The 12,686-nt window shown below is 46.5% G+C and carries 15 protein-coding genes and 1 tRNA gene; 13 read left to right on the top strand and 3 right to left on the bottom strand.

Going from position 1 to position 12,686, the window contains the following annotated elements:
• Nucleotides 1–14 precede the first annotated feature (14 nt).
• The 3 genes from comA to ACYQ2E_RS05035 form a co-directional block, all read right to left on the bottom strand.
• Nucleotides 15–782 carry a phosphosulfolactate synthase gene (gene comA, locus ACYQ2E_RS05045; RefSeq protein ID WP_460016980.1) on the bottom strand — a complete coding sequence of 256 codons (768 nt, stop codon included), beginning with the start codon at nt 780–782 and terminating at the stop codon, nt 15–17.
• Between the two features lie 159 nt (nt 783–941).
• Nucleotides 942–2,096 (bottom strand): acyltransferase, encoded by a 1,155-nt coding sequence (locus tag ACYQ2E_RS05040; RefSeq protein WP_460016979.1) that lies wholly within the window; start codon nt 2,094–2,096, stop codon nt 942–944.
• Nucleotides 2,089–3,630, bottom strand: coding sequence for an AMP-binding protein (locus ACYQ2E_RS05035; protein ID WP_460016978.1), 1,542 nt, complete (start codon nt 3,628–3,630; stop codon nt 2,089–2,091). The genes ACYQ2E_RS05040 and ACYQ2E_RS05035 overlap by 8 nt, the downstream gene beginning before the upstream one ends.
• Before the next feature lie 155 nt (nt 3,631–3,785).
• On the opposite strand from ACYQ2E_RS05035, the gene ACYQ2E_RS05030 reads away from it, so the two are divergent.
• The 13 genes from ACYQ2E_RS05030 (at nt 3,786) to ACYQ2E_RS04970 (ending at nt 12,681) form a co-directional block, all read left to right on the top strand.
• A tRNA-Ser gene (locus ACYQ2E_RS05030) sits at nt 3,786–3,875 on the top strand.
• 135 nt (nt 3,876–4,010) lie between these two features.
• The gene (gene rnpA / locus ACYQ2E_RS05025; RefSeq protein WP_460017005.1) at nt 4,011–4,370 is read left to right on the top strand and encodes a ribonuclease P protein component; all 360 of its coding nucleotides are present in this window, start codon (nt 4,011–4,013) and stop codon (nt 4,368–4,370) included.
• Nucleotides 4,354–5,187 (top strand): YidC/Oxa1 family membrane protein insertase, encoded by an 834-nt coding sequence (locus ACYQ2E_RS05020; protein WP_460016977.1) that lies wholly within the window; start codon nt 4,354–4,356, stop codon nt 5,185–5,187. The genes rnpA and ACYQ2E_RS05020 overlap by 17 nt, the downstream gene beginning before the upstream one ends.
• A gap of 199 nt (nt 5,188–5,386) precedes the next feature.
• The gene (jag, locus tag ACYQ2E_RS05015) at nt 5,387–6,304 is read left to right on the top strand and encodes an RNA-binding cell elongation regulator Jag/EloR (RefSeq protein ID WP_460016976.1); all 918 of its coding nucleotides are present in this window, start codon (nt 5,387–5,389) and stop codon (nt 6,302–6,304) included.
• A gap of 83 nt (nt 6,305–6,387) precedes the next feature.
• Complete coding sequence (rpmH, locus tag ACYQ2E_RS05010) at nt 6,388–6,522, top strand: 50S ribosomal protein L34 (RefSeq protein ID WP_460016975.1); 135 nt, start codon at nt 6,388–6,390, stop codon at nt 6,520–6,522.
• A 114-nt stretch (nt 6,523–6,636) separates the two neighbouring features.
• Nucleotides 6,637–7,728 (top strand): ribosome biogenesis GTPase YqeH, encoded by a 1,092-nt coding sequence (yqeH, locus tag ACYQ2E_RS05005; protein ID WP_460016974.1) that lies wholly within the window; start codon nt 6,637–6,639, stop codon nt 7,726–7,728.
• 42 nt (nt 7,729–7,770) lie between these two features.
• On the top strand, nt 7,771–8,256 hold the full coding sequence (locus ACYQ2E_RS05000; protein WP_460016973.1) for a pyridoxamine 5'-phosphate oxidase family protein: 486 nt from the start codon (nt 7,771–7,773) through the stop codon (nt 8,254–8,256).
• A 145-nt stretch (nt 8,257–8,401) separates the two neighbouring features.
• Nucleotides 8,402–9,373, top strand: a complete 972-nt coding sequence (locus ACYQ2E_RS04995) for a S66 family peptidase (protein WP_460016972.1) — start codon at nt 8,402–8,404, stop codon at nt 9,371–9,373.
• A 2-nt stretch (nt 9,374–9,375) separates the two neighbouring features.
• A complete protein-coding gene (locus ACYQ2E_RS04990; RefSeq protein WP_460016971.1) occupies nt 9,376–9,822 on the top strand; it encodes a GNAT family N-acetyltransferase in 447 nt (148 codons plus the stop codon).
• Nucleotides 9,819–10,142 (top strand): histidine phosphatase family protein, encoded by a 324-nt coding sequence (locus ACYQ2E_RS04985; RefSeq protein WP_460016970.1) that lies wholly within the window; start codon nt 9,819–9,821, stop codon nt 10,140–10,142. The genes ACYQ2E_RS04990 and ACYQ2E_RS04985 overlap by 4 nt, the downstream gene beginning before the upstream one ends.
• Nucleotides 10,143–10,188: 46 nt before the next feature.
• The gene (locus tag ACYQ2E_RS04980; protein WP_460016969.1) at nt 10,189–11,232 is read left to right on the top strand and encodes a VanZ family protein; all 1,044 of its coding nucleotides are present in this window, start codon (nt 10,189–10,191) and stop codon (nt 11,230–11,232) included.
• A gap of 283 nt (nt 11,233–11,515) precedes the next feature.
• Nucleotides 11,516–12,070, top strand: coding sequence for a GNAT family N-acetyltransferase (locus tag ACYQ2E_RS04975; protein WP_460016968.1), 555 nt, complete (start codon nt 11,516–11,518; stop codon nt 12,068–12,070).
• A gap of 53 nt (nt 12,071–12,123) precedes the next feature.
• Nucleotides 12,124–12,681 carry a GNAT family N-acetyltransferase gene (locus ACYQ2E_RS04970; protein WP_460016967.1) on the top strand — a complete coding sequence of 186 codons (558 nt, stop codon included), beginning with the start codon at nt 12,124–12,126 and terminating at the stop codon, nt 12,679–12,681.
• The last annotated feature ends 5 nt before the right edge of the window (nt 12,682–12,686 follow it).

The following is a 12,686-nucleotide window of genomic DNA, read 5'->3' as shown; positions in this document are numbered from 1 at the left end:
AAAAAATACTGAGCTCAGACTCTGCCTATTGTATCACCGCGCAAACCGCGGCGCAGCGTCTCCAGAGCTGTCACGTCATCGGTCGAGATATTGCCGAGGTTGATGTTAGGGCCGTATTTCAGAATCAATTCTACCTGCTGGTCTTTCAGTGGCGCTTCAAAAATGAGTTTGTCCACACCGACGGTCGCCAGCGCATCCAGTTCAGCCGTGATGATTGCGCCCTCTTTGTCATAAATACCGATGTTCTTGCCGGCTTCACGGGCTTCAAGAATGACATATTCGGCGCCGTTTGCCAGGTCGTCTTTGATTTGCGTCAAGCGTTCAGCCACGGTGAATTCATGGTCCAGCAGGGGATTTTTTTTGCCGACTTCAGAAAGGACGAAAAAGCCGGCTTCACGAGCCTGTTCAAGTATTTCAGCACGTTGTTCGGATGAAATCTTGGTTGAACCGTCACTCACTTCAATACCCGTAAATCCTAGTTCTTTGGACTCGTTTAAAAATTCGGTGAATTTGTCGTTTAAAACGGCGATTTCAAGCAAGGTACCGCCAGGATAAGCAATGATTCCGGCTTCACGGTATTTTTCCGTTTTGGCCTGGACAAGCTCGCGGTTCATTGTAGCCGAAGTTCCCCAGCCGAATTTGACGAAACTGATGTAGTTCCCTGCGGTGGCCAATAAATCATCTACACGAGACAATCCCAGATTTTTGTCCATAACCATTGTTTTTCCGCCGTTTGAATCGGACGAATTTTTTTTAGTGTCTAAAAAGTCGTATGCAAGCATTTTTTACCTCTTTTGTTATAGTATATATTTTCTATTTTTAATGCTGGTTTAATTGAGTTCAGCACGCCAGAAGCTAGTAAGCAGATTCTTAGCGCTTTAGCGCTTAGAAGTCGCTTTCTCCTTTAGGGGGTAATTTCTACGCTTCATAACGGGCCTGCTTCACATCTTATTTTTCCACAAATGACTAATATGCCACTGCGGCCGGCCGATGAGCAGGCCGAAAGGCGGCACTTTGTAGAAAAACCAGCAAAGTAGAAACGTGATTGCGACTGTGAAAACCCAGCCGATGGGGAAAAGGGCAACAAGTCCCCAGCCTGAGACTGGCAATGCTTTGATGACCCATCTTAGCACTGACAATGTGGCTGTCTGGCTTAAATAGATTCCGAAAGCGATTTTAGCGCCCAGACTGATGAATGGCTCTACCCAGGCAGGCAAGCGGCCAGCTTGCCTTTTTTCCGCGTAAAGCAGTCCCAGCGAGACAACCCAGGAAATAATCACAATGTCGTAGATGAAAATGTAGGGCTGATGCACGATTTCGGTCTTGGCCATGGACAGGTGCAGGATGTTTTGATTATAGAAGAACAAGCCGACAGTCCCGAGTGCAAAGGCCAGGGTTGCCCAGCCCAATGGGCGCCGCCACTCGACGAGCTTGGCCATGACGGTCTTGTAGTGAATCGCCGTGTAGCCTCCCCAGATGAAGTAAAACTGGTAGACAATGATGTTGAAACCGTAGTTTTTAAACCACCAGAGCCAGTTTGATGTATCAATATGCGGTAAACCATATTTTATAAAGAATAACAGAATAAACTGAAACGAAAATGAAATAATCAGAATTTTTTTGTGGTCGAACTTTTTGAACATCCAGATTAAAAACGGAAAAATCACGTAGAGCTGCAGGACAACGAGGATATAGTACATGTAAAACTCATCGCCGAACTGCCAGACATGCAGCGTCTCTTTCCAGAAATTTCCCCAGGAAAGCGTCCCCGCGCCCAGCTGATTGGAAAAAGTATAAATCGCAATCCAAATCAAGTAGGTCCAGATGACACCGAAGAAGCGTTTTCGCCAAAATCCCAGGACGCTGAATTTTTTGGAATAATAATTTAAAAACAGAACCAGCCCCGTCACAAACATGAATCCCATTCGTGTGAAGTGAAAAGCCAGGTGGGAGCCGTATAAAAAGGTGCTCTGTATCTGGCCGTTCGGAATCGCGGCGTTGAATTTCGTGGAAACGTGATTAATCAGCACACCAAAAATGAAAATGATTCTCAAAAGGTCAACTTCGTAAAGATATTTTTTCTTTTTCTCAGGCACCTTTTCCCGCCTCCTTCCCTAACTCTTCCTGAATCTCCTTGGCCAGCGCCTCGCGCAGAACCTTCCCCGTCGGATTCAAAGGAAAATGCTCAACAAAGAAATACCTTGCCGGGCGCTCATGTTTAGCCAGCGTTTCCAGAGCCCTGGCATTCAGCTTCTCCCGCATCTCCTCCTGATTTCCCGCATTTCCATCAGCAATCACAGCCGCCACAACTTCCTCGCCATAGAGCGAATCCGGCAGCCCAATCACGGCCACATCTTTCACAAAATCAACGACCGACAAGACAGACTCCACGCGCGCAGGCACCACATGTTCCCCGCCATGATTGATGATTTCCTTGATACGGCCGACAATAAAGAGATAATGCTCTTCATCGAAGCGCCCGATATCCCCCGTACGGAACCATCCATCAACATGCGAGTCCGGTTTGGGATCCATGTAACTTTCCATGACACGAGGACCCTTTAAAACGACCTCGCCCGCCCGATTCGGGTCCTCAAAGATTTCGTGCTTCGCGAGGTCATAAAGCTTAATCTCTGTACCGACAGACGTCCCGACAGAACCGATTTTTGCCGCGTCCAGCGGATTGACCGTCACAATGGTTGTCGCCTCCGTCATACCGTAGCCTTCCATGACCCGCACGCCGAAATCCTCCTCAAAAGCGCCGATAAAATTCTCCGGCAGTGAAAAAGAAGAAGACTTGACAAAACTCAGCCGAATTTGTCCGCGGTATTTTTCAAATTCCTCACGCGAATTCTGATTTTCGACGAGTATTTTAACGATTGTCGGCACCACACAGGTCCAGTCAACCTGATAATCCGCGGCGTCTTTCCAGAATCTTCTGGCCGAAAACTTTTCAGCAATGACCAGTTTTCCGCCGGCCACTCGCGTCGTCACCGTTGAGACAATCTGCGCATTGACATGAAACATCGGCATGATGACAAGCCCGGTCTTGGTGTCATCGACATGGTGCGCCTGCATATTAATCTGGGCAGCGAGCCAAATCTTGCGGAAGTTGATTCCAACACGTTTGGGCTTGCCAGTAGTGCCCGAGGTATTTAAAATCAGCGCCAAATCATCCTCTGAGCGCGTCGACGGAAACTTTGGAGTTTTGTCCTTTCGTACAAAAAAATGAACAAAAATTTTATCAACCGTAAATGAAAAATTATCAAACGACTCATCCTGCACAAAAATCCCGGCATATCCCTCATCCACAATCAGCGATTTATAATCATACTCCGCAAGTTCAGCCTCAATAATAGGAAGCGGAGTAGACGGCGCCAGAGGATGCGGCACAGCCCCTAATTCCCAGAGCGCCTGCTCTAAAATCGGATATAGAGCAGTGTTCGACAAGGCCAGAACCACCACATCATCTGCCCCGATTTTTGCCTCCGAGAGGATTTTTCGCGTTTGCTCGATTGTGCCTGCCAGTTCAGCCCCCGTCCAGCTTCGATTCTCGACCAGAGAAACGAGAAGTTCTTTATCTGAATATTTTTTTAAATTATTTTGTAGAGTATCTAACAACTTTGTCATATTTAATTATTTCGCTTCTTTAAATAGTTAATTATTCTAAAATTATAACACAAAACGGCAAATCCTGCATGCCCATGCCAGTAGGATAGCTCTCAAGATTCACGACAAACACAACACAAACAAAAGAATTTATGATATAATATTCCAGTAAACTTGGAGCCATGGCACAATCCGGTACTGCAACGGACTCGAAATCCGTCGAACCTGTTTACGCAGGTGTACGAGTTCAAATCTCGTTGGCTCCTTTATTTTTACTCGCAGCAGGGCTTTATCGCTTTGCTTTTTTATTTTTAGGCAGACAAAATTAATAAATACATGCAATTAAAGTCAAAATGTGATATAATGCAAGGGATAACGCTTATGAGGGAGCATTTTTGGGCATTAAAAAGTCTTTTCGAGTCAAAAAATCCAGTGACTTTGATGCACTGTTTAAGGCGAAAAATTCTTTCGCAAACCGTGCATTTATTATTTATCAGAGGAAAAATGAGCTGACGCATTTTCGGGCTGGCTTGTCGGTCAGTAAAAAGCTGGGCAATGCGGTGACCAGAAATCGGGTTAAGCGGCATATCCGCGCCGCGCTGCGGGAAATCACGGCAGATTCTGAGCTGATAGACGCGGACTTTATCATCATTGCACGTAAAGGTGTAGAGAGTTATGACTTTGCGGCAGTTAAGAAGAACCTTTCTCACCTGCTTAGAAAATCAAATGTTATTAGAAATGAAAATGAAGAAGAAACATAAAAAAATTAAATTAACAGCCCTCGCGGCAATTGGTCTGATTTTACTGTCAGCCTGTTCTAAACCAGGCTTAACTAGCAGCTCGACAGGACTCTGGAACCAAATCGTTTACGGCTTTGCGCAGATTATTCACTGGCTGAGTTTTAGCGGTAGTATTGGACTTGGTATTATTCTCGTCACGCTTATTATTCGTGCCGCTTTGATGCCGCTGATGAATCTCCAGATTAAGTCTTCACAGAAAACTCAGGAGATACAGCCCCAGCTGAAAGCGCTGCAGGCACAGTTTCCCGGCAAAGACGTAGAGTCGCGCCGTCAGATGCAGGAAGCGCAGCAGAAGCTCTACGCGGAGAACCACATCAATCCTTACATGGGCTGTCTGCCAGTGCTGGTGCAGATGCCGTTCCTGTGGGCTTTGTATCAAGCCCTGGTCAATGTTGACTTTGTCAAAATCTGGGATGTACCGACAAAATTCCTCTGGCTGGATTTGACTCAGAAAGACCCGACATTAGTTCTGCCGATTCTGGCGGCAATCTTCACTTTCCTCAGCTCCTACTTGATGATGCGGTCAGCGCCTGAGCGCAACATGATGACTCTGTCAATGACCATCCTCATGCCGATTATGATTTTTGGTTTTGCCATGAGCTTCCAGGCCGGTGTTTCGCTCTACTGGGTAATCTCCAATGCTTTCCAGGTTTTCCAGACAATGGTATTTGCAAATCCCTGGAAAATCATCGCAGCGCGCAATGCCAAGCAGCAGGCGATAATTGACAAGGAAAAGGCGCGTGAGCGTGCGCTGAGAAAAGCGACCAGGAAAAAATAAAACGTGAAACATGCTCGTTATGAAGCATAGAAAACAGACATTCAAAACCGCAAGTCGGCGAAGATAAGAAATCGAGGCCCTGTCGTCAGGCAGGCTCCGACTTATCCCACAGTGGTGGGGGAAAGCGCTTAGAATCTGTTTACTAGCTTCAAGCGGAAATGCACTTAATAAAAAATTTATCTTCAAGAGAGGTAATAAAATGGCTACCTATACAGGGAACACAGTCGAAGAAGCAATAACGCGCGGATTAAAGCGCGAAGGAATTGCGCGTGAAAATGCGCATATCGAAATTGAGCAGCGTGAATCTAACGGCTTTCTGGGGGTTGGACGCAAACGCGCGCGCGTCAGTATTGAACCGATTCGCGAAGAAACGAAACGCCGTGCTGACCGCATGGCCACTCGCAATGTCGATCAGTCCGACATGGAAATTGACAAGGCCGAAAGCGCCATGGAAGCAACATTGCGCCTCAACAAAGTCATCAAAGCCGTGCGTAAAGCAGGAATCACAGATGACTACAACTTGACAGAAGAAGAAAGACAAGAAAAGATTGACGAAATCACTCAAACTGTCAAAGCAGAGCCGATTGAGGAAATCGTAACAGCGCCTAGCCATGAAGTTGCAGAAACACCAGCTCATAACGCTGAAGCCGGACAAACTGAAATCAGCGAAGCAGAGCTGATAAGCAAGATTTCAGACTATTTGACCAAAATCATTGACGGCATGGGCATAAAAGTAAAAATCAGCTGCAAAAAAGTTGACGATGTGCTGAATTTCAGCCTGCAGTCCAATCATGATGCGCTGCTGATTGGTAAACACGGTAAAATCCTTGATGCCTTGGATACTTTAGCCAAAGCACTTGCGAGCGTGTCTTCGTTCAATCGCATTGAAGTCCGTGTTAATGTCGGCGATTATCATGAAAAGCGTGAGCGTTATCTCATCAGTCTGGCCAATCGTGCCGCAGAGCGGGTGGTAAGCTCAGGAGAAACGGTCTACATCAGTGATTTGCCTGCACATGAGCGAAAAATCATCCATAACAGACTCTCCAGCATTTCGGGAGTGGACAGTCACTCCGAAGGCCAAGGGACACATCGTTACATCGTCGTCTCACCCGAATAAATATGTTTGACAAACCTTGACACATAATATATAATGGAAAAGCATGTCAAAGGCATGAAGTATAGAGAAAGGATAAAATTAAATTGAAACGTACATATCAACCCCACAAGAAACCCCGCAAGACAACTCACGGCTTCCGTGCGCGTATGGCAACAAAGAACGGCCGTCGTGTGCTTGCCTCTCGTCGTGCTAAAGGTCGTAAGAGCTTGACCGTTTAAATAAAAGAGATTAAAAGTCCGATTGAGTTGGACTTTTTTCTTATAGACAAAGCCAGCGCAGGAACCCAGTAAAACAAAGGCGACAAAGGGGAAGACTTGTGTTATAATCATTTTATGGAAAATCAAGAAGAGCTGCGCTGTATTGGATGCGGCGCCATCATTCAGTCTGAAAATCCCGAGGCACTAGGCTATGTGCCGAAGGCAACGCTCGATAAAGAAGGAATTACGGTCTACTGTCAGCGCTGTTTCCGTTTGCGCAATTATAACGAGATTGCGCCGGCTTCTCTGTCGGACGATGATTTCAGAAGAATTTTACTCGGGATTGCAGACAAAGATGCCTTAGTTGTCAATGTTATTGACGTATTTGATTTGAATGGCTCAATGATTTCAGGCTTATCGCGCTATGTCGGGAAAAATAATCTTTTTTTGGTTGCAAATAAACGTGACATTTTACCCAAATCTGTCAATGATGTAAAACTGACAGAATGGATTAAAAAGCAGGCAAAAGCGAGTGGTATCAAAGCCAAAGACATTCTCGTGATGTCAGCTAAACGCGAATATGATGTCTACACGCTGCTTGAGCTGATAGAGACCTATCGTCGCGGGCGCGACGTCTATATTGTGGGCGTTACCAACGTCGGCAAATCCACACTGGTCAATGCCATGATTGAGCACCAGCTAGGTCTTTCCGATGTGGTGACGACAAGCCGTTTTCCGGGGACAACACTTGATAAAATTGAAATCCCGCTCGACGACGAGTGCGTCCTGATTGACACACCGGGAATCATTCGCAAAGGCCAGATGGCGCATTATCTCGACCCGAAAGATTTGAGCCTCATCTCGCCGAAAAAAGAGATAAAACCGAAGACCTTCCAGCTTGACCCGGGACAAACCCTATTTTTCGGCGGACTGGCAAGATTTGACCTCATTAAGTCGGAAAAACAGGGCGTGACCACCTATTTTGACAATGAGCTTGAAATTCAGCGGACAAAACTTTCAGGCGCAGATGACTTCTACGAAAGACATGCGGGCGGGCTGCTGAAGCCAAGCGTGCCGGAAAAATTAGTCCGTAAAGAATTTACCGTAAAAGACAAATCAGACCTTGTGGTTGCAGGGCTGGGCTGGGTATGCGTCCCTCAAAAAGCCACAGTTGCCGTTTGGGCACCTGCAGGCGTTGATGTTCTGATTCGCAAGGCTTTAATTTAAAACTTTCGCTCAATATTGAGCGATTGAGATTGGGGAAAAATTATGTTTAGAGACATGAGACATCCGCGTAAAGCAACTTCTACTGAAGAAGCACTGGCAGTTTTACGCAAAAACGACTATGGCATACTTGCCACAGTGAATGAGGAAGGTGACCCCAGAGCGACTGCGGTCAACTACAGCCTGCTGGACGATGACACTCTAATTTTCCACAGCTCAAAACTCGGCGAAAAAATGGATAATATTCGCCAGCATCCGAATGTTTCATTTTTCGTGGTTGACAGCGAAAATATCAATCTAGGTGAATTCACCGCCAACTTTTTATCTGTTTCAGTTCACGGGCATGCGGAAGTCATTGAAGGTGACGCGGTATATCCTTATCTTCTTAAGTTCACTAAAGCAGTGGATTCGACAACGACAGACGAAATGATTCATGATTATACTTATCCGTCTCGCATCGGCAAGCTGGCGATTGTGCTGATTCATATCGACCATATCACTGGAAAACTTGCAAATCACACAAGCAGATAGTTCGTGAAAATATAGCGGAACAAGCGTAGAAGCTGGTTGAAGCCGGCTTTTTTGTGTACTCTATGTTACAATATTTGAAAGATGAAAATCTTTGAGTACAAAATAACATTTTTAGATAATTTTCATTTATAATAAAGGGGACAAAGTGGATAAAATTTATCCTGAAAAGCTGCAAATTGGTGATGAAATCCGTGTGCTTTCACCAAGTTCATCCATTGCCCGCGTCGGAGGCTTTGAGGACAACCTGCCTGCCAAGGAAAGGCTTGAGGCACTGGGCTACAAGGTCACCTTCGGCGAGCACATTCTCGAAGATGACTTGCTGAGCTCAGCGAGCATCGCCTCACGAGTGTCAGACCTGCACGCGGCCTTTACTGACTCGAATGTCAAGCTTGTGCTGACGACAATCGGCGGCTATAACTGCAACGAGCTGCTGCCTCACATCGACTGGGACATTATCCAGGCCAATCCGAAGATTTTCTGCGGTTATTCTGACACAACCAGCCTGCACAATGCGATTTTCGCGAAAACTGGCCTGGTCACCTACTATGGGCCTGCCTACTCGTCTTTCAAAATGGATGAGCTGCAGGAGTTTCAGTCGGCCAGCTGGGTTCGGGCCTTGACGCAAGAGCAGTACGAGCTGCGGGCCAGCGATGTCTACACGAGCGACCTCTGGTTTGACAAGACGCAGCCGCGCCGTCCGCTCAAAAATGAGTGGAAGGTTTACCAGGCTGGAAAGGCCAGCGGAACGATTACCGGCGGGAATCTCGGCACTTATTTTCTGCAGGCGGGGACGGAGTTTTTGACCAAGGTTGAGGCGCCGATTGCTTTTCTCGAGACTGCTGAAGAAGATGACATTTTCAACTTTGACCGACAGCTGGCGCAGTTTCTGCAGATTAATCCGGACTTGCAAGGCCTGGTAATTGGCCGTTTTCCGCGGGAAACTGAGATGACTGAGGAAATTCTGCATTTCATTTTGGACAAATATCCAGTATTGCACAAAATTCCGGTGATTTATGATGTTGATTTTGGACATACTCAGCCGATTTTCACATTTCCTTTGGGCGGTGAAGTTGAAATCTCGACGGAACCTTTATTTATTAAGGTTTTGAGAGGTTGACGATGGAGATAACCACATATCGACGCAGCGACCAGCAACTCTATGAGCAGACTTTGTCCTTGCGCAATCTGGTGCTTCGCCAGCCGTTCGGGCTCTCAATTTACGATGAGGATTTGAGTTACGAGACCGAAAACTTTTTCTTCGGAGCGCTTGAAAATGGCGAATTGCTTGCGACGGTCAACTATTACGTTCCGGAGCCCGGAATTGCACAACTTTGTGCCTTTGCGGTCCGTGCCGACAGGCAGAAACAAGGAATCGGCCAGGCCCTTACCGCAGCCTTGCTAGACGATCTTCGGCGGCAGAACTTCAAACGCTGCATCGTTGAAGCGCGTGAATCAGCCGTGGGATTTTACGAAAAAACAGGTTTTGAGAAATACAAAACGATGGAAAACGTACGAGTAGGCGGGATGGACTGGATAATGCGCCAAGATTTGGAGGCTGAAAAATGACCACAGTTTACTTCATCTGCCACTCAATTCGGGATTTCTCCGTCCAGGACGAAGATTTCGGTGCCCCTTTGACCCAAGAGGGAAAAACGCGCTCAAGCGCGCTGGTACCAGTTTTTGAGAATATCAGCATTGACGCAATCTTCTCCAGTCCTTACAAGCGCGCCGTAGACACGGTGATGACCCTGGCAGAATCGCGAGCCATCGAAGTTCAGACAAATGCGGACTTCCGTGAGCGTGAAACGGGTGTCTGGCTGGCAGATTTTGACAGCTACGCAGCAAAGCAGTGGGTATATGACGAAATTGACCTGAAAATGAACTGAGAAAAAGCCTGTAACACAGGAAAGAGCAAAATAAAGGAGGTAAAACGTGTCGAGCTATTTTCAATCCATACAAATCGGCGTTTTACTTTTCTTCGCATTTCTGCTGATTGCGCTGATTCCCTACATGATTGTCCAGTACCGCAGACGCGGTCGTGTTGCCCCTTGGCGCTTCCTTGTACAGTTCTCGTTCATTCTTTATCTGATTTGCGCTTATGCGCTGACGATTTTCCCGCTGCCGGACCCGGCAGAGGTTGCGAAATTCACAGGTCCTGAGCAAAACCTTGTCCCATTCATGTTTGTGCGTGAGTTTCTGAAAGCCTCGCCATTCGTAATGACCGACCCGCACACCTGGCTGGCGGCGTTGAAAAATGCGAGCTTCATCCAGCCAGCCTTCAATATCCTGCTGACGGTGCCTTTCGGCATTTATCTGCGTTATCTGTTCAAGCGAAAGTTCACATTTGTGCTCATCACCAGTTTCTTGCTGACCTTATCTTTTGAACTGATTCAGCGCTCGGCCTTATTCGGACTTTATCCGCGGCCTTACCGGCTTTTCGATGTGGATGACCTGATGCTGAACACGGCAGGAGCGCTTCTCGGCTTTGGGCTGGCTTATCTGCTGAGACGGGTCCTGCCGAGTCTGGATGCGGTGCAGTCGGAGTCCAGCAAGATTTCACTGACGCGACGGGGAATTGCCTGGCTGATTGACGTGGCGGCTTTCCTTGTAGTGGCTTATTTCATTAATTTCTACCTGTCCATCGCGCTTGTCTTCCTGGTGATTCCGCTGGTCTTTGGACGCAGCCTCGGGCAAATCATCTTGAAAATACAAATTCTGCCGAAAAATCGCTTGAGAGTCGTTTTTAGACAAATTGTCTCATTATTGAATGTACTGCCGCTTTTCCTGCTCCTGTTTCTGCTTCAACGTTCAGGCACCGTGCCGGAGGCAGAAATCGGATCGAATTTCCTGCTGATTCTGATTGCCCTCGGCATCGGCTTCCTGCCGATTCTTGACATCGTCATTGCCGGAATAAGCGGCAGCCGCAAGCTCTGGTATGAGCGGCTCACGGTGACGATTCTGAAAGAAAAGAGATAGAAAATAAAAATCGCAGTCATCCAGGCGACCACTCAGATTGAGAAAAATCAGCTTTTGTTCGATGAAACCGCGCGTATCACGGCTGCGAAAGGCTGGGAAGCTGTAAATTTGGGCGTGCATGCTGAAGAAGAAAACTTCTCATATATCTAGATTTCGCTCTGTGTGGGACTTCTGATTAATTCCGGCGCTATAGAAAAAACCGTCTTTCCAGGATTCGGATTAATAACAAAATTGATTTTGAGGATGAACTCAACTTGGAACTTTTATTATATTTGGAGGAAATATGAGTATATTTAAGGAAAATGTGCAAACGGAGTTAAGGAAAATTACTGTAGAAAACTACAGAGAATGTTTGGATCTCAAAGTCACAGAGCAGCAAAGCACTTTCGTTGCGACGAACGCAGTTTCACTAGCCGAAGCTGGTATCTTCCGCTACGAGTCGCTGCCATTTGCGGTCTATGCTGGTAATCAGATGGTAGGATTTGTGATGCTGTCTTATGACGAGAAAAAATTCCACTATGGTCTCTGGCGCCTAATGATTGATCAGCGTTTCCAGGGAAGAGGATTCGGGAAAGCAGCACTGCAGCTGTCAATTGACTATCTGATTGAAGAATTTCAGGCAGGAGAGATTTATTTGACTGTTGAACGGGAAAACAAGGCCGCAAAACAGCTTTATGCAAGCTTCGATTTTGAGCCGACAGGCAAAACTGAGGACGGCGAAGATGAGATGTGTCTGGTGACAGGAGAGCCAATCCGAATGCCGGCCCCAGAGCCGAAGAAACGTGCCAAACCAGGTCCTAAACCTAGGAGTAGGTACTGGCCATTCGATATGTTCTGATAGCACGGGCATCCCTGGCGTGAAAGTGAGCCTATTCGAAAGAGGAAAATAAAATGTATGTTAAAATGATTGAATTAAGGAAAATTGATAAAAAAAATTATCAAGAATGTTTGAATCTTAGTGTTACTGAGTCGCAGGCAGTTTTCACTAAGCCGAATGACGTTGTCCTAGCTGAGGCCTGGCTTTATCCCTATTCGGCAATGCCGTTTGCTGCCTATGCGCACGATTTCTACGTGCAGGATGGTGACGAGATAGACGAAGACGAAGAACGTGAGTACGAAGACGAAGGTGAAATGGTTGGCCTAATCATGCCAGCCTTTGAATCCGAAAAAGAGCGTTACGAAATCTGGCACCTGATGATTGATCAGCGCTACCAGGGAAAAGGCTACGGCAAAAAAGCGCTTCGACAAGCCGCTAATTACCTGATTAAGCAGTACAATACAGAAGAAATCTATTCGACGATTGAGCCCGAGAACAAAGAAGCCGAGAACTTCTACAAAGAGTACGGTTTTTCTAAGCTGACAAAAAGGGTTGAAAAGATTGACGATAACGAAATTGTTTTATATCTGCTTTTGCCGAAATTAAGGAAAAAAAATAAAAGAATATTCTAAAACGA

The sequence above is a fragment of the Lactovum odontotermitis genome, from assembly GCF_054658595.1.
This window is presented reverse-complemented; position numbering and strand designations above follow the sequence as displayed.

Excerpts from the sequence above, each read along its gene's own strand:
- yqeH (WP_460016974.1), top strand. The coding sequence starts at position 6,637 with ATGGAAAATCAAGAAGAGCTGCGCTGTATTGGATGCGGCGCCATCATT.
- ACYQ2E_RS04970 (WP_460016967.1), top strand. The coding sequence starts at position 12,124 with ATGTATGTTAAAATGATTGAATTAAGGAAAATTGATAAAAAAAATTAT.
- comA (WP_460016980.1), bottom strand. The coding sequence starts at position 782 with ATGCTTGCATACGACTTTTTAGACACTAAAAAAAATTCGTCCGATTCA.
- ACYQ2E_RS05020 (WP_460016977.1), top strand. The coding sequence starts at position 4,354 with ATGAAGAAGAAACATAAAAAAATTAAATTAACAGCCCTCGCGGCAATT.
- ACYQ2E_RS05035 (WP_460016978.1), bottom strand. The coding sequence starts at position 3,630 with ATGACAAAGTTGTTAGATACTCTACAAAATAATTTAAAAAAATATTCA.
- ACYQ2E_RS04975 (WP_460016968.1), top strand. The coding sequence starts at position 11,516 with ATGAGTATATTTAAGGAAAATGTGCAAACGGAGTTAAGGAAAATTACT.
- ACYQ2E_RS05000 (WP_460016973.1), top strand. The coding sequence starts at position 7,771 with ATGTTTAGAGACATGAGACATCCGCGTAAAGCAACTTCTACTGAAGAA.
- ACYQ2E_RS04985 (WP_460016970.1), top strand. The coding sequence starts at position 9,819 with ATGACCACAGTTTACTTCATCTGCCACTCAATTCGGGATTTCTCCGTC.
- ACYQ2E_RS04990 (WP_460016971.1), top strand. The coding sequence starts at position 9,376 with ATGGAGATAACCACATATCGACGCAGCGACCAGCAACTCTATGAGCAG.
- jag (WP_460016976.1), top strand. The coding sequence starts at position 5,387 with ATGGCTACCTATACAGGGAACACAGTCGAAGAAGCAATAACGCGCGGA.